Raw genomic sequence first — 16,707 nt, forward strand, 5'->3', positions numbered from 1 at the left:
AATCCGGGGCATAAAATCACCCGCTGGAAAAATTTCCTAAAATAAATCAGGAGAATATCCGATAGGGTGATGTTTACTCTGATGCTAGCCTACGAGTATTTAGTCACATACATGGTGTTCAGAAGTGAAAACACGTATCCGGTTTATTCTCTGCCTTCTTTTTATTAGTCTGTTAAGCGCCTGTGGTGACAATGAGGAAGAATATGATCTCACCGCATCTGACAGCACGGTGCCATCCCCCATAGAAAAAGACGATATTCCTCAATGGCTGGAACCCTATGATAGTCTTGCGCCTGAAGACTGGTTGATTCTTCGTAGTGCAGCGGCATTAAGAGGTGAAGTGACCGATCGTGAACATCGGATTGAGATTTTACAGCATGCCTCACATCACTTCCGTGAGAGCCCACGTATGATTGCTAACCGAGCAGTTCAGCTAGAAGACATGTTATTAGAAATTGGGATCGAAGAAAGCGCTGTCAGTCTGATTGATATGTTTACTCATTTACCGACCGAAGGCACGCCACATAATTTCTCAGCGTATTGTCAGTACTACTTTAATATCCGCGCCAAGGGATATCATCAGGGCTATGCCTTGACCCAACTCTCCAAACTGAAATAAATGCAGCAGCTCTCCCCATCACTGGGATGGGAGAGAGGATTGGTCGGGGAGAGCCGTGCATATTCTTTAATTAACCGGGGAATGGCGTATTAAAACTCAACATCTTAAGTTTTAAAGCCTGTCGTTGCTGCTTATCCAGAACCGCATAAAGCTCATGGGAAAATTCGGCTTTTTTGAGTGCATAACGCTTATGAAGCTTCAGGGACTTATCAATTAACTTTTCCAGTTTTTCCTTATCAAAATCATCCGAGAGTGTCATTTCCTCTATATCGCGTCTGACTTTACGCGCTTCATCCCGATCTTCCTCCATCAAATCACGTTCTTTTTCCAATAAGATCAGTATTTTGGCATTCTGTGCCGTCGTTAAATTGAGGTCATGTAAGAAAAAGCCTACATCATCAGGTTTAGGTAACATATGCATCGACGGTGATGGCATTTTATTATCACTATGTGGTGGCGAAACATCTCTATCCATCATCGGATTGGCGATAGCCACTATTGGTAATAACATTATCAAAAACATTAGCTTCTTCATTAGCTACCTCCATATACAAACCAGGTCTTTATTCTTTAGGCCTATTTAGGCTCTAAACTTAGGATGTAGTATCCGGCATCTGGATGTTAATGAGGGTTAGCCAAAGGTAAAAACGAGTAAAGATAGTCGTTTAACTCTGGAGCAGACAACAAGTAAGCACTATCATGACAACATCAATAGCATAAGGAGCTTAATGTGGCTAATGTACTCATCATTGATGATGATGCTGAACTGGTTGAACTATTCCAGGAATATTTACAACAAGAGCAATTTCAGGTCAGTGCCAGCTTGACAGGCAAAGCGGGTTTAGAAATGGCATTAACAGGTGATTACGATTTAATCATTCTGGATATGATGTTACCGGACATTACCGGGACAGAAATACTGTTACAAATTCGTCAAAAAAGTTTGATACCGGTACTGATGTTTACAGCCAAGGGCGATGATATTGATCGAATTATTGGATTAGAATCTGGCGCTGATGACTATGTGCCAAAACCTTGTACGCCAAGAGAACTCGTTGCCCGAATTCGCGCCATTCTGCGTCGAATGGATGCTCTGATGGTCGATATGCAGACTCAGGATATTCAGATAGGTCCCTTGCAATTAAGCGCTCAAAAACGTCAGGTTTTATGGTTTGATAAACCGCTTGACCTTACCAGTACTGAATTTAATTTACTCGAAACTTTAGTCCGTAAAGCAGGCCATGTTGTCAGCAAAGACGAACTCTCTCAGCGCGCTTTAGGTCGGCCTTTAGTCAGATTTGACCGCAGTATTGATGTGCATATGAGTAGTATTCGTCAAAAACTGGGAAATCAGCAGGATGGACAATCGTATATCCAAACCATTCGTGGTAAGGGTTATCAGTTCATTCGAGACTAACTGATGAGAATGAGTAAATTATTCTGGAAATTCTTTATCGTATTCTGGCTAGCACTTTTAGTTGCTGGTATCAGCGTTGGCACTGTCGTCTGGTTACACCATAAATCTATTCAAGATCAGGCAAATAAAACCGATCCTGAAATTGATGTCCATGCGCACGCGTTTGTGTCCGTTGCAGCAGATATCTTTAGTTATGGCGGCGAGGCTGCGCTAATCACGTTTCTGGAAAAAGCCCAACAAGCCCCGTTTCCTAAAGTGTATGCCATCAATGATAATGGCAATGAAATCCTTGGTCGCTCAATCGATCCCAAAGTTGTTGCTTATGCGAGAGCCTTATTTCTGCAAGGAGAGTTTCCATTAGCGATCCGTTATGTCACCGATAATGAAGGCCATTCATTACTCCTTTTCTCACCGATGAAGAGAGGGATTTCCGAAACATTATTTATTGGTCCACCTCATGAACGACGTGAGTTTGGACCAGCGCCAATGCTAAATGAACCTTTTCCTTCACCACCATTTGAAGCCATGCATCTGCCTCCACCACCCAATGAGGCCGTCCCCTATCCTTTAATATTATTGATTGGTTCAGGGTTAATTGCCGCTATCTTTTTTAGTGCTTTATTAGCCTGGTACTTCACCAAACCCATTGGTTTATTGCGCCAGTCATTTGCAAAACTTGCCGAAGGCCAATTGCAGACTCGTATTGGTGAAAAAATGGGACGGCGCCGCGATGAATTGGTGGAGTTGGGCAAAAATTTTGATGATATGGCCGGAAAAATTGGGCATCTGATGTCAGCACAACAACGCCTGCTGCATGACGTATCCCATGAACTTCGCTCCCCATTAGCTCGCATGCAAGCGGCAATAGGTATCGCCGAACAACAACCAGAAAAAACCCATGAAATACTGAAGCGTATTGAACGTGAATCACAACGGATGAGTGATCTGGTCGGCGAGCTACTCGTCTTATCTCGTTTAGAAACAGGGGTCACAGATAATGTACAAACCGAAATTTGCTTGAATGATCTTCTTAACGAAATCATCAGTGATGCACGCTTTGAAGCAAGTAGTAAAGAAATCAAGATTCATTACTCAGCCATTGAAGATATCTTTATCACAGTACGAAGTGAATTAATTCATCGTGCTATTGAAAATATTCTGCGAAATGCCATCAAGTTCTCCCCGTTAAATTCCGAAGTTAAACTGACAGTATCGACAGATAGTGAAAAACACCGCCTATCTATAGTAATTGAAGATAATGGTCCGGGCGTTGCTGAAGCGGATTTAGAATCCATATTTAAACCATTCTTCCGTGGTCACCTGACTGAGCGAAACGATAGCATTGGGTTAGGATTAGCTATTGCCTACCGTGCCATTGATACACATGGCGGTGAAATAAAAGCATCTAATAGAGAAAATGGCGGACTTCGTGTCGAAGTCAATTTACCTTATAAGAAATAACCACTCCGATGATCATCGGAGTGGTTACAGTTAGTTAAGCGGAAACAGATAATGCTGGTTCACGCTCAAGATAGCTCATGTCATTCAGCTTGGCATATTCCATCACCTCACTTTGTGTCACAACGCCATCACCATCAGCATCTGCATTCTCAAAATTATCTGCCAGAGCACTGAATAGATCACTCAGCGGTGACTCTTCAGATGACATATCAGATAACTGCTTCTGTGTCAGACCTTCGTCAGACATTGCACCACCACCTTGAGGTGGCACAGGCATAGCAATGTCATTATCTTTTGCGTAAGCCATTGCCTCAGCTTGACTGACAACACCGTCTTCATTGGCATCAGCTTCATCGAAATTTTCGGCTAATGCACTAAACAGGCTACTCATTGGTGAATCTTCAGATGACATCTCGGAAAGCTGACCTTGTGTCAGCCCCTGTTCTGCCATTGCTACTGGTCCCTGTTCACCTGGTGGCGGTGCTACATCGATATCATTGGCTTCAGCAAAACTCATGGCTTCATCACGCGTAATAACACCATCACTATCCATATCGGCTTCATCAAAATTATCCGCCAATGCGCTGAATAATTCGCTCATAGGCGAGTCATCAGATGCCATTTCAGATAATTGAGATTGGCTAAAACCATTATCTTCTTCAGGTGGTGGAGGCATTCTGGCTCGTACCCCAGTCTCATTCGCCGCCAATCCACTTTCGTAAGAACCTGATCCAATACTTGTAGATGATAATGTTGAGCTTGCAGTACTCAATGCTGTTTGTAACAGAGAAGACTCGTCTGAACCTGATGAACCCGACTTTTTCAGATTGTTCAGATACGAGTACAGCATACTGCCATTACTGGCACTTATCCCGTTAATACTCATCACATATTTCCTTATGTTAAAAACAAAAGTAGCTCTAAATAAATAAAGAACTACAAGGCCTATTGAGCAATATATCGGCCACAGGCCTTGGTATTAAAGGGTTTAGCCAGTAAAGTTAAGTTAAATATGTGTAAATTTTTGTAAAAAAGAATATGGCAATGATTATCGCAAAACATTTTAAATATCAAAAACAAACTTGATCATAGTTTCATGATATGTAGATATAGATGACGGCAATAATTGCCGCCATCTAATAAACTGATTTTAAACAAAAAACCCCTGACAAACACAATTGAATCTTTGTCAGGGGAATAGGATGAAAATTGTCACTATGCAATAATCGTGATGTGTGGCTGATTATTGTCTATAGCATTAAATGCTTGCCGGTAACCTTCAGTTCTATTGTTTGACGACGAATTCGTCTTTTTGTCCTTATCAGCTGAGTCATCTTTCATCACCGTTCGCACTAAGACACCGCTGTCATCTATACTCAAATTCAGAGGTCGTTGCTGTTTTCCGATCTGGTTTTCATTTCCCTTCAATCGTATAGCAAGTTCAGCGGCCAGCTCGTATTGACTCGTTGATGTTTGTTTTTGGCTATCTATAGATTCTGGAGTAGAACTATCCAAAGAAAATTGTTCCTGGTTTCTTAACTCAATAACAGAAATATCCTGGAGCGCTTTTTCTACGGTGTCTTTATCGAGAAAATTTTGTTCACCTTCATTCAACTTTTTATAAATAGCATTGGCCTTCTCAGTAATATTCGACTGTCGTGTGTACTGAGACTTCAGACTGTTAGATGTACCATTTATAGTCATAACTCCACCCTTATCAATCAAAGGATGACGATAGTCTTCCAGCTATGCCACCAATTTAGCCAACACTATATTTCTTTTAACTCATTGATAATAGATAGAAAAAAGTAAACCTATGTAAAAGCATGTAAAGACCATAACGCTACCAGGCAAACTAATTCATAAAACGCAAAATTGATCGATAATTTAATCGGGCACTCAAATAAAACCTGCCAAGATTCATAGTAACAACATGAATTTATTATAAAAAACTGATAGCAGAAAATTAATCCAACAAATACTTGATAATTTAAATAATAATCATTATCATTTGTAACCGATGGAGTTGATAGGAATTTGTATTAACAAAGACTGACCTGCTCCCTCTCTCTTAAATCTGAAAACCGAGTTTGTTGCCAGTCTTTCGGCTGGCAACTTTTTTTTCTCTGATTTCACTCCCCCTTCTTCAAAAAATTCAGTTAGGCTGATTTTTCAGCATGTTTTGCCTACAATAGTCAGCTTCGTAGGTACGACTTCAAAAATAAAATGCCCAACAAACTTCTAAAATCCGATGCTGAGTGGCGGCAAGAACTCAGTGAAGAGCAGTTTTATGTGACTCGTCAATCTGGAACCGAGCCCGCATTTTCTGGCATCTACGTCGATCATGATGATGAAGGTGTATACCGATGTATATGTTGTAAGCAGCCTTTATTTTCATCCGACAATAAATTTGATTCAGGTTGTGGCTGGCCAAGTTTTTCTGCACAGATATCGCATGGTGTGGTGAATCATCTGGCAGATCACAGTCATGGTATGGATCGTACAGAAGTACGCTGTCAGTCCTGCGACGCACATTTAGGTCATATCTTTGATGATGGACCGGCTCCGACAGGGCTGCGTTATTGTATTAATTCGGTCGCTCTCGATTTTGACGACAAAAACTGACTGGACGGTTTATATTATCGAAGCGGAGAACGGTCATCTTTATACCGGCATCACCACCGATATTTCCCGCCGCTTTCAGCAACATCAGCAAGGCAAAGGCGGCGCCAGGTTCTTTCATACCAGTCAGGCAAAAAAAATTGTCTATCAGGAAACCCACCCTGATAGGAGCACAGCCTCCAAACGCGAAGCAGCCATAAAAAAACTAAGTCGTCAGGCGAAATTAGCCCTTATCGCTTCACGCTAACAATCTGTATAATGGCACTTTTTTTCAGCGTCATTCTCGTCGCACTTAAATAACAGGATATTCCCTTGCTTAGTACCGCAAATATCACCATGCAATTTGGTGCCAAACCCCTATTTGAAAATGTGTCCGTCAAATTTGGCGACGGCAACCGTTATGGTCTTATTGGCGCTAATGGTTGTGGTAAATCCACCTTTATGAAAATTCTTGCTAAACAACTGGAGCCAACATCAGGCAACGTGATGCGTGATGTGAATGAGTCCTTTGCTATATTAAAGCAGGATCAGTTTGCCTACGAAAATGAACGCGTCATCGATGTGGTGATCATGGGCCAACCTGAACTGTATGAAGTCCATATTGAACGTGACCGTATCTACAACCTGCCAGAAATGAGCGAAGAAGATGGCCTCAAAGTAGCCGAACTGGAAGGCCAATATGCTGAGATGGATGGCTATACCGCTGAGTCCCGTGCAGGCGAACTGTTATTAGGTGTCGGCATTCCTGTCGAACAACACTACGGTCCGATGAGTGAAGTCGCACCGGGTTGGAAGTTACGTATTTTGCTGGCCCAGGTGCTGTTTGCCGACCCAGACATCATGCTGTTGGATGAGCCGACTAACCACTTGGACATCAATACTATCCGTTGGTTGGAAGATACCCTTAATCAGCGTAACAGCACCATGATTATTATTTCGCATGACCGCCATTTCCTGAACAGTATTTGTACGCATATGGCCGATATGGATTATGGTGAGCTGCGAATCTACCCGGGTAATTATGATGAATATATGCTGGCATCAACACAGGCCCGCGAACGTCTGATGGCTGATAACGCCAAGAAAAAAGCCCAGATAAAAGAACTACAAGGCTTTGTCGCTCGCTTCTCAGCAAACGCATCCAAAGCCAAACAAGCGACATCTCGCCAGAAACAAATGGAAAAAATCCAGCTGGAAGATATCAAACCTTCCAGCCGGGTCAATCCCTTTATTCGTTTTGATCAGGAAAAGAAATTATTCCGTAATGCCTTAGAAGTCAGCAAAATCACCCAGTTCTATGAATCGGATGAATCCTCGTTGTTTAAAGACTTTAGTTTCATGACAGAAGTCGGTGAAAAAATTGCGATCATCGGACCCAACGGTATTGGTAAAACCAGTTTAGTCAAAACACTGGTAGGTGAGCTGCCACCTAAAGCCGGTGAAGTAAAATGGTCAGAAAATGCCAATATTGGTTATTACGCACAAGATCATGATCACCTGTTTAAAGACGATTTGACACTGTTTGAATGGATGTCTCAATGGGCAGGTCCAGAAGATGATGAACAAGTCATCAGAGGCACGTTAGGTCGTTTACTTTTTTCTGGTCACAGCATTGATAAAAAAGCCAACGTCTTATCCGGTGGTGAAAAAGGTCGTATGTTATTCGGTAAATTGATTTTGCAACGACCTAACATCCTGGTCATGGACGAACCTACTAACCATATGGATATGGAATCGATTGAATCGTTAAATATGGCATTGGAACAGTTTGAAGGCACACTGATTTTTGTCAGCCATGATCGTGAATTTGTCTCTTCATTAGCAACACGTGTGTTTGATATGGAAGCCGATGGCATCACCGATTTCCGCGGCAGCTATGATGAATACCTGAAAAGCCTCGGTGTCACCAACTAGTTAGTTCATATTCAGTTCAGCTGAGGCGCTAATGCCTCAGCTAAACTTAACTTTAATCCAAGGCTTCTGCCTGAAAAGCATCACAGCGCGATAAATCAAAGCCATGTGAAGCTTGTAATTGTTTATTCGCGTGTCGCAAGGCCGTCCGCATTCCCTCTTCCAGCACCGGATGATAAATCGGCATCGCCAGCACCTGAGTTGCCGTCAGTTCCTGACTGATTGCTAAAGCCAAGGTATGTGCCATATGTTCTGCGGCAGGACAGGCCATTTCAGCACCAAGAAGCTTGCCAGACTCTTTATCCAGGTATATTCGCATCAATCCCTTATTACGTTGTGCCGCCCGTGCCCTTCCCTGATCAGCATAATCCACTTCACCAATCACGATATTCTGCTCTTCAAGCTCAGCATGAGATAAACCAACGACCGCAGCTCCCGGCTCACTGAACACCACACTTAAAGGAGTTCGTCGACAATAGGCATTGATACCGTCGCTCACAACATTATGACCCGCTATGCGGCCCTCATCGGCAACTTCATGCAACAGCATTTTATTCGCACCGGCATCACCGGCAATAAAGACAGCCGTTCCCTCAACTTGCGTTGAATTTGGGTTAATTTCTGGCATGCCTTTGTCGTCAAGACTCACATCCAGCGTATTCAATCCCATCCCATCTAGGTTAGGGCGACGACCTACAGCGACCAAAACCTGATCCACCTCGACTTCATTATGCTCACTAACCACTTTCACACCAGTTTCCGTCTCAATAAGATCGGCCTTGGCCTCAGTGAAAATATCAAACTCTTCAGCCAAAGCTTGCTTTAGCACATCACTGACCTTTTTATCTGTTAGTCCTGCCAATAAAGATTCTGCGCCAAAGGCGGTCACTTTGATGCCTAATCGTGACAAAGCCTGCGCCATTTCAATACCGATTGCCCCGAGACCTATCACCGCCATTCTGGGTTTTAAGTTTTTTTGTTCAAACAAGGTATTTGTTGTCAGTATTTTTTTGTTGCCTATCTGTTCCCAGTCAGCCGGCACTATCGGTCTGGAACCCGTAGCGATGATTATTTTTTTTGTGGTGATTAACTGATCATTAACACTGATCGTGTTCGGCCCCTTAAGACAGGCGCGTCCGGTAATGACCTTATCTTCAATATCACGAATGGATGATAATGTGCTTGATACAAAATAATCTCGCAGATGACGAACCCGCTCGAATACAGCAGCGATATCAATCGTCAGTTGATCGGCGTGTTGAATACCGAACTCAGCAAAAGTATGACGATGATGATACGCATTGGCCGCTTCGATAAGCAGCTTGGATGGCATACAGCCGACTCGGGCACAGGTAGTGCCGTACTCGCCTTCGTTAATTAACAAAAAATTATCAGTCTCTTTCTGTACTTGTTTGAGGGCTGCTAAGCCGGCCGTACCTGCCCCAATGATAATGACATCGGTCTGGGTTGCTTGTGTCATGATTATCCTTTTTGGAGCAATGTTTAATCTTCGATTCTAAATCCGACTTTGATCGTGACCTGCCAGTATTTCACACCATCGTTTTCAATATAGCCACGTGTTTCAATCACTTCAAACCAGTGCATATGCTTGACGGTTTCGCCAGCTTTTTTGATAGCATTTTGAATAGCCTGATCTGAACTTTCACTGGAACTACCGGTTAACTCAATCAGTTTGTATGTATGTTCACTCATCTCTCGCTCCTTTCTGTGATAGATAACGTTCTAAGCCATCATAAAACCTAAAACCTGACATTACCAGAAATGCGCCATATCACATTAAACAAATGATTTTTCTATCTTTTGCTTGTTCAGGATTGTATAATATGCTGTTTATCATCCCGCTCCTCAGTTTTGCGTTCAAAACTGACATTCACAGGTTTTTGCATGTCCACAGAACAACTTGACTCGATCCCCTCATTTAGTGAGTTGGGTATCGCTCCCGCTATTGTCAAAGCAATCAAAGAAGCCGGTTACGAAACACCGTCACCCATTCAAGCACAAAGTATTACGCCTTTATTAGAAGGTCGTGATTTACTGGGCCAGGCCCAAACCGGTACAGGTAAAACTGCCGCGTTTTCTCTGCCGCTATTAAGTCGTTTGAATGACCGTCAAAAAACACCTCAAATTCTGGTACTCACCCCAACACGTGAGTTAGCTATTCAAGTCGCAGAAGCGATGCAAGGCTACGGCCGCCATATGAAAAATTTCCATGTTTTACCCGTTTACGGTGGTCAAAGCATGGGGATTCAACTACGCCAGTTACAACGTAGCCCACAGGTTATCGTCGGCACGCCTGGTCGTATTCTTGATTTGATCCGTCGTGGCAAATTACCACTCGAAGATCTGAAAGCACTTGTGCTGGACGAAGCTGATGAAATGCTGCGCATGGGTTTTATTGATGATGTTGAAACCATACTGAAAGAAACGCCAGAAAATCGTCAGGTTGCGCTGTTCTCAGCAACAATGCCAAAACCGATCCATCGGGTAGCTCAGCGTTATTTAAAAGATCCAGTGGATGTCCACATCCAGTCAAAAACATCGACGGTTGACACGATCACACAACGTTACTGGCAAGTCACCGGTTTACATAAACTGGATGCGCTTACCCGTATTCTGGAAGTCGAAAACTTCGATGGCATGATCATCTTTGTCCGTACCAAAAATGCGACCGTTGATCTGTCTGAAAAGCTTGAAGCTCGCGGTTATGCCAGCTCACCATTAAATGGTGATATGAATCAGGCTTTACGTGAAAAAACCATCGAAAGAATGAAAGCCGGCAAGATTGATATTCTGGTCGCCACCGATGTGGCTGCACGTGGTCTGGATATTGAGCGTATGAGTCATGTCGTCAATTACGATATTCCTTACGACACTGAATCTTACGTACACCGTATCGGCAGAACAGGTCGTGCTGGTCGTAAAGGTGAAGCCATTTTATTTGTCTCACCACGTGAAAAACGCATGTTGGGCGCGATTGAAAAAGCGACCAAACAAACCATCACCCGCATGCAATTGCCAAGCAGCGAAGATATTGCTGATCGCCGTGTCATGGCTTTCAAACAAGACTTAACGGAAACTATCGAGTCACAAGATTTGGCCTTTTTTGAGAACCTGATTCGTCAGTATCAGGAAGAACATAATGCAGATCCGATTGAAATGGCTGCAGCATTAGCCTTTCAAGTGCAAAAAGCGCGTCCATTAAATCCTCCTGTTGTCCATTCAGAGCGTAAGCAACCCAGAGAGCGTGCTGAGCGTAGTGACCGTCCTGAAAGAGCGAATCGTGGTGAACGTGGTATGCGTTCAGAAAGACCACCCAGAGCAGAACGTAGTCCTCGTCGTCAAACGTCTCATCAAGCTGAAGAAGGCATGAAGACGTACCGGATTGAAGTCGGTACAGAACAAAATGTTGAGCCTAAACACATTGTCGGCGCTATTGCCAATGAAGCTGGCATGGATAGTCGCATGATTGGTCGTATTACGATTAATCAGGATCACAGTCTTGTTGATTTACCAGATGGTATGCCAAAAGATATTTTTCAGCATTTAAGAAAAGTCTGGGTCAACAATAAACAGCTTGAAATTAGTCTGCCTGATTCAGATGCTGATACTTCTTCAGCAAGAGCTGAAAGAAAACCACGCCGCGCCGGACCACCGCCAGCAAAAACAAAAAAACGTCCAGCCATAGCCGCAAAAAAGCAAAGAAAAGCGAATCGCGACTAAATTAAGAAAAACCGATTAAGAGCCCGCGTATGTGACACATGCGTGGGCTTTTTTTATTGCTTCAACACACTCGCTTCCGCAAACAATTCACTCATGCCACAATAGCGCTATGCTGAATATCATCTGGATGGCTTTTTTCCTTATCGCCTTTGTTGTCGCACTGATTAAATTATTAGTGCTGGGCGACCAGTTGATATTTACTCAACTGATGCAAGCCATGTTTGAACTGGCTAAAACCGCCTTTGAAATAGCATTAGGACTCACCGGCGTGCTTGCCTTGTGGCTCGGCATTATGAAGATTGGCGAACGCAGCGGCTTTATACAATTACTGACCTATGCCCTAACGCCATTATTCCAGCGCCTCATGCCGGATGTTCCCAAAAACCATCCCGCTATCGGTGCGATGGTAATGAATATTTCTGCTAATGCATTGGGCTTAGATAATGCAGCAACCCCGCTTGGCATCAAAGCCATGAAAGAATTGCAGACGTTAAATCCTTTTAAGGATACCGCCAGTAATGCACAAATACTTTTTCTGGTCATCAACACATCTGCGGTGACGTTATTCCCAGTCACCATATTTACCTACCGGGCACAAATGGGCGCCGCCAACCCAACCGATGTGTTTATTCCAATTCTGATCGCAACCTATATTTCAACCCTGGTTGGATTACTCAGTGTGGCCTGGGTGCAGAAGATTAATCTGTTGGATCGGGTTGTTCTGGCCTATCTTGGCGGGTTCACAGCCGTCGTTTTTGCTTTATTGTTGTACTTTTCGAACTTGTCGCAACAGGACATGGTGAACCAATCATCGTTAATCAGTAATGTAATTTTATTTTCTCTGGTGATTGTCTTTATTACTGCAGCATGGATAAAAAAAGTAAATGCTTATGACGCCTTTATTGACGGAGCGAGAGAAGGTTTTGAAACAGCCATTACCATCATTCCCTATCTTGTGGCTATGCTGGTAGCCATTGGTGTTTTCCGGGCCAGTGGTGCAATGGATATGCTGGCAGAAGGATTACGCCATCTAGTGCTTAGTCTGGGATTGGATGATCGTTTTATAGAAGCACTGCCCACGGCATTAATGAAACCCTTCAGTGGCAGTGGTGCCAGAGCCATGATGGTCGATACCATGCAAACCTATGGTGCCGACTCGTTTGCTGGACGTCTGTCTTCCATTGTTCAAGGCAGCACCGAAACGACTTTTTACGTATTAGCCGTGTATTTTGGTTCGGTCGGTATCAAACATATTCGCCACGCAATTGGCTGTGGACTTGCCGCAGATTTTGCTGGCATTTTAGCGGCTATCACTGTGGCCTATTGGTTTTTCGGCTAAGCAGAAAAAAATCATACCTAAATAGCAAAAATTTGCTAAATTTTGCTGCCTGCTCAACCCCTTACCTCAATGGAACCAGCCGGTCATTAGACTCCCAAGCTCTCCATCTAAAGTAATCGGTCTGGTCTTATTTGTCCGTTTGGAGATTGCATGCTTGAAGCCGTTAATTCACCCCACAGAAGCCACCTATGATTACATTGCTGATGCCATAGCTGATAAAGGCTATTGCGTCCTGCCACAGCTTCTCCATGCTAATTTGAATAATGCATTACAACAACGTGTGATGAACCTAGATGAAGATGACTTCAAACGTGCAGGTATTGGCCGTGAACAGGACTTTCAACTGAATAACACTGTTCGTCGTGATGAAACCCGCTGGCTAACGTTGGACAACAGTATTGATAAAGCTTATCTCGATCAGATGGCTGAGTTTCGTCTGGCTATGAACCGTCGCTTGTTTATGGGCTTGTTTGATTACGAAGCCCATTATGCGCATTACGCACCGGGGGCTTTTTATAAAAAACATGTCGATGCATTCAAAGGTGAATCTAACCGGGTATTAACCACCGTGCTCTATCTCAATCCTGAATGGCAAGAAGCTGATGGTGGTCAGTTATTCATTTATGCAGCTGATTCAGATACCGTCATTGAAAGCGTGAACCCAAACTTTGGCTGTTTTGTGATTTTTCTCAGTGAGCAATTTCCACATGAAGTAGTCAAAAGCTACCGAGATCGTTACAGTATTGCAGGTTGGTTCCGATTACATGATCCGTTGCAAGCACCTTTAATATGACAAAACTTTTCGACATTTTTCAGTTAGGCCATCCGATACTACGTCAACCTACTGAAAAAGTTGAAGACATTATGAATCCCGCCTTCCAGTCACAACTGGATAAGCTGATGGATTTTGTGATGGAAAAAGGCGGCATGGGTATCGCCGCACCACAAGTAGGGATTTCGCAGCGTTTTTTTATCATGTCATCCCATCCGAATGCCCGTTATCCTCATGCGCCGGATGTGCCTGCTTTTTTTGTTATTAACCCAGAAATCATTTCCACCTCAAATACACAAGAAAAAGACTGGGAAGGTTGCCTTAGCCTACCCGGTATCCGTGGATTAGTGCCTCGTCATACTAAGATTCACGTTCGTTATCAAACCCGCCAGGCTGAATGGGTTGAAACTCGCTATGATGGTTTCCTTGCCCGTGTTTTTCAGCATGAGTTTGATCATCTGCAAGGTCATGTTTTTCTTGATCGGGTGGAATCGACTTATGAGGTGATGATGGAACACGAATGGCAAAAACAAATCGTCGAAAACAGAAAAGGCTTATAAACGAATATGGGACAGAAATTTGATGCGTTATCTGATCGCTTAATCGAATTTATTCAGCAACAACATCTCTTTTTTGTTGGCACAGCGACGGAACATAGTCGTGTGAATATTTCACCAAAAGGTATGGACTCACTTCGCGTTCTGACCCCGAACAGAGTCATTTGGCTCAATGTAACCGGCAGCGGTAATGAAACAGCAGGCCATATTCAGCAACATCCCCGAATGACCATTATGTTCTGTGCCTTTAGCGGTAAGCCCATGATTTTGCGTCTGTATGGTACTGCCAGCGTGATTCATCAAAATGATGCCGAATGGCATGAATTATTCCATTTGTTTGACCCACTACCAGGTGCCCGACAAATATTTGATCTGAACATTGATTTAGTCCAAACCTCTTGTGGCATGGCAGTTCCTTTTTTCGACTATAACGGTGAACGTGAGCAGCTCAATAATTGGGCTGAAAAAAAAGGGACTACAGGGATTGAAGACTATTGGCGAGAAAAAAATAGCAAAACAATTGATGGTATTACCACACATATTGAAGATAAGAATCTAAGCTAATCATGCTCGACTATACTGAATATACAAAATTTCTGGTGTCCTTAATCGCCATTGTTAATCCACTAGGGATTATTCCCATTTACATCAGTCTGACGGCAGATTACAGCAGTGCTGAGCGTGCAAAAATAGCACGGACTGTGATTATCGCTGCCACAACCATTCTTTTAGTCACAGCCTTTTTAGGGCAGTGGATTTTAGAGTTTTTTGGCATCAGTATTAACTCGTTTCGTGTTGGTGGTGGCATCATGCTGTTACTGATGGGTATTGGCATGCTTCATAACACCAGTAAAGGCCTGAAACAAAATCATGAACTAGCCCAGCAGTCAGGTGAGTCCATTGCTGTTGTTCCTCTTGCCATGCCTCTTCTTGCCGGCCCGGGTGCAATCAGTACCGTCATCATTAATGCTTATAAAGGTCATGGCGTTGCCCATTACAGTATTATCGCCCTGGATATCATCCTGCTGGGTTTGTTGTTATGGATTTTATTATTGCTGGTGCCATGGATAGCTCGCCGTATGTCTACAAATGGTATCAATATCGCTACACGTATTATGGGGCTTATTCTGGCTGCTATTGCGGTCGAGTTTATTGCGAATGGTTTAAAGGGCCTGTTCCCTGCCTTGGCAGGGTAAAAAAATTTATTGCACTTTATCTTTGTCATTAAAGAAGTTTTTCACCTGCTGCACAATAAGATCTGGTTTGATATCCATACAGGCAAATGGCGTATCCAAATGACACTTACTTTGTGCGCAATACTGACAATCAATATGTTTCTCTGCTGAGACTTCTGCTCCGAGAATGGATGGAGGCAAAGGGCCAGTGATCATATAAGATGGACAATCAACCAGCCTGGCTAACCACTGTGTCGCTGTTGCTACGGTAATTAATAAGTCCGTTTTCGCCAAACGCCCGAGCGTGACATCCATGCTCACTTCACCATTAAACTCGCTCCACACATAATAACCTTCATCTTCCAGTAAACGCTTCAATTCGTCCTTATAGGGATATTGTTTACTGGCAATACGTCCAGAAGTCGATAAAGCAATAACTCTTTGCCGCTCACCGCATGGAAAAGTCACGGTTTTATCAAAGTTATCCAAAGAAATATCGATAGTTTCAGGGAACTGACAACACTGATTTAAGTAAAACTGTGGATAGGCCATTTCAGCATATTCAGGCTTATCCCACCAACGCTCAAACCACTGGGCCATATTAGGAAAGGTACTTTCTATGTATTGCCATGGCTGTTGAACATATGATTGTTGAATTTCAAAGGTTAACAATGATGAAAATAGCTCTTGCATCGACATTTGCAGATAGTTACCCGCGATGGGCAGCCCCATATCTTTAAGACATCTAGCCAGCACACAAGGCATAAACCAAGTATCAAGATTAATAATCTGATCGTATTCTTCGTAAGCAAGATATTCGGCCAAATCAATAAAGCGAGGTAAGGCTTCCTGCATTTCAGACGGCCACTGTTCTGACGTCACCATATGCACTTTATCAATTTCGGGCATCAAGCCCATCAGTTCAGCGCCAACATTAAATGTCATCACGTCCAGCTCGGCATCAGGGTAGAGTTGTCGCATTATCTTGGCTGCAGGTAATAATATGGAAGCCACATCACCTAAGCCCATCATCCTTAATAATAAGATTTTCATACTAGTATTCTGTCATTTAAGAAACCTAATACTAACAATC

18 protein-coding genes are annotated in these 16,707 nt (G+C 43.2%); 12 read left to right on the top strand and 6 right to left on the bottom strand.

The genetic code is table 11. The features are described from left to right. The first annotated feature begins 124 nt into the window (after window positions 1–124). The gene (locus MAMP_RS10290; protein WP_007145975.1) at window positions 125–619 is read left to right on the top strand and encodes a hypothetical protein; all 495 of its coding nucleotides are present in this window, start codon (window positions 125–127) and stop codon (window positions 617–619) included. 70 nt (window positions 620–689) lie between these two features. Here MAMP_RS10290 and MAMP_RS10295 read toward each other — a convergent pair whose 3' ends face one another. Next, window positions 690–1,154: a Spy/CpxP family protein refolding chaperone gene (locus MAMP_RS10295; RefSeq protein ID WP_007145976.1), complete on the bottom strand. Its 465-nt coding sequence runs from the start codon at window positions 1,152–1,154 to the stop codon at window positions 690–692. A 195-nt stretch (window positions 1,155–1,349) separates the two neighbouring features. On the opposite strand from MAMP_RS10295, the gene MAMP_RS10300 reads away from it, so the two are divergent. Beyond that, window positions 1,350–2,036 carry a response regulator transcription factor gene (locus MAMP_RS10300; protein WP_007145977.1) on the top strand — a complete coding sequence of 229 codons (687 nt, stop codon included), beginning with the start codon at window positions 1,350–1,352 and terminating at the stop codon, window positions 2,034–2,036. Window positions 2,037–2,045: 9 nt separating this feature from the next. Continuing rightward, window positions 2,046–3,497, top strand: a complete 1,452-nt coding sequence (locus MAMP_RS10305; protein ID WP_040576279.1) for a sensor histidine kinase — start codon at window positions 2,046–2,048, stop codon at window positions 3,495–3,497. Between the two features lie 34 nt (window positions 3,498–3,531). Here MAMP_RS10305 and MAMP_RS10310 read toward each other — a convergent pair whose 3' ends face one another. Both MAMP_RS10310 and MAMP_RS10315 read right to left on the bottom strand, forming a co-directional pair. Next, on the bottom strand, window positions 3,532–4,383 hold the full coding sequence (locus tag MAMP_RS10310; RefSeq protein ID WP_007145979.1) for an EF-hand domain-containing protein: 852 nt from the start codon (window positions 4,381–4,383) through the stop codon (window positions 3,532–3,534). A gap of 329 nt (window positions 4,384–4,712) precedes the next feature. Next, window positions 4,713–5,201 (bottom strand): hypothetical protein, encoded by a 489-nt coding sequence (locus tag MAMP_RS10315; RefSeq protein ID WP_007145980.1) that lies wholly within the window; start codon window positions 5,199–5,201, stop codon window positions 4,713–4,715. A 522-nt stretch (window positions 5,202–5,723) separates the two neighbouring features. Here MAMP_RS10315 and msrB point away from each other — a divergent pair. The 3 genes from msrB (at window position 5,724) to MAMP_RS10330 (ending at window position 8,033) form a co-directional block, all read left to right on the top strand. Further along, the gene (gene msrB, locus MAMP_RS10320; RefSeq protein ID WP_007145981.1) at window positions 5,724–6,122 is read left to right on the top strand and encodes a peptide-methionine (R)-S-oxide reductase MsrB; all 399 of its coding nucleotides are present in this window, start codon (window positions 5,724–5,726) and stop codon (window positions 6,120–6,122) included. Further along, window positions 6,106–6,366, top strand: a complete 261-nt coding sequence (locus MAMP_RS10325) for a GIY-YIG nuclease family protein (protein ID WP_007145982.1) — start codon at window positions 6,106–6,108, stop codon at window positions 6,364–6,366. The genes msrB and MAMP_RS10325 overlap by 17 nt, the downstream gene beginning before the upstream one ends. Before the next feature lie 65 nt (window positions 6,367–6,431). Next, a complete protein-coding gene (locus tag MAMP_RS10330; protein ID WP_007145983.1) occupies window positions 6,432–8,033 on the top strand; it encodes an ABC-F family ATPase in 1,602 nt (533 codons plus the stop codon). Window positions 8,034–8,085: 52 nt separating this feature from the next. Here the strand turns inward: MAMP_RS10330 and MAMP_RS10335 are convergent, their stop codons facing one another. Both MAMP_RS10335 and MAMP_RS10340 read right to left on the bottom strand, forming a co-directional pair. Beyond that, on the bottom strand, window positions 8,086–9,510 hold the full coding sequence (locus MAMP_RS10335) for a dihydrolipoyl dehydrogenase (RefSeq protein ID WP_007145984.1): 1,425 nt from the start codon (window positions 9,508–9,510) through the stop codon (window positions 8,086–8,088). A gap of 23 nt (window positions 9,511–9,533) precedes the next feature. Then, window positions 9,534–9,743, bottom strand: coding sequence for a dodecin (locus MAMP_RS10340; RefSeq protein ID WP_007145985.1), 210 nt, complete (start codon window positions 9,741–9,743; stop codon window positions 9,534–9,536). Window positions 9,744–9,935: 192 nt separating this feature from the next. On the opposite strand from MAMP_RS10340, the gene MAMP_RS10345 reads away from it, so the two are divergent. The 6 genes from MAMP_RS10345 (at window position 9,936) to MAMP_RS10370 (ending at window position 15,635) form a co-directional block, all read left to right on the top strand. Next, a complete protein-coding gene (locus MAMP_RS10345) occupies window positions 9,936–11,771 on the top strand; it encodes a DEAD/DEAH box helicase (RefSeq protein WP_007145986.1) in 1,836 nt (611 codons plus the stop codon). Window positions 11,772–11,880: 109 nt separating this feature from the next. Beyond that, window positions 11,881–13,110 carry a nucleoside recognition domain-containing protein gene (locus MAMP_RS10350; protein ID WP_007145987.1) on the top strand — a complete coding sequence of 410 codons (1,230 nt, stop codon included), beginning with the start codon at window positions 11,881–11,883 and terminating at the stop codon, window positions 13,108–13,110. Between the two features lie 154 nt (window positions 13,111–13,264). Continuing rightward, on the top strand, window positions 13,265–13,903 hold the full coding sequence (locus MAMP_RS10355) for a 2OG-Fe(II) oxygenase (protein WP_007145988.1): 639 nt from the start codon (window positions 13,265–13,267) through the stop codon (window positions 13,901–13,903). Further along, window positions 13,900–14,442: a peptide deformylase gene (gene def / locus MAMP_RS10360; protein ID WP_007145989.1), complete on the top strand. Its 543-nt coding sequence runs from the start codon at window positions 13,900–13,902 to the stop codon at window positions 14,440–14,442. Before MAMP_RS10355 ends, def begins: the two co-directional genes overlap by 4 nt. A gap of 6 nt (window positions 14,443–14,448) precedes the next feature. Then, window positions 14,449–15,003 carry a pyridoxamine 5'-phosphate oxidase family protein gene (locus MAMP_RS10365; protein WP_007145990.1) on the top strand — a complete coding sequence of 185 codons (555 nt, stop codon included), beginning with the start codon at window positions 14,449–14,451 and terminating at the stop codon, window positions 15,001–15,003. A gap of 2 nt (window positions 15,004–15,005) precedes the next feature. After that, on the top strand, window positions 15,006–15,635 hold the full coding sequence (locus MAMP_RS10370; RefSeq protein WP_007145991.1) for a MarC family protein: 630 nt from the start codon (window positions 15,006–15,008) through the stop codon (window positions 15,633–15,635). A 6-nt stretch (window positions 15,636–15,641) separates the two neighbouring features. Here MAMP_RS10370 and MAMP_RS10375 read toward each other — a convergent pair whose 3' ends face one another. Next, window positions 15,642–16,667: a glycosyltransferase family 9 protein gene (locus MAMP_RS10375; RefSeq protein ID WP_007145992.1), complete on the bottom strand. Its 1,026-nt coding sequence runs from the start codon at window positions 16,665–16,667 to the stop codon at window positions 15,642–15,644. Window positions 16,668–16,707 lie beyond the last annotated feature (40 nt).

This window comes from Methylophaga thalassica MP, assembly GCF_000214595.1.
Lineage (GTDB): Bacteria > Pseudomonadota > Gammaproteobacteria > Nitrosococcales > Methylophagaceae > Methylophaga > Methylophaga thalassica.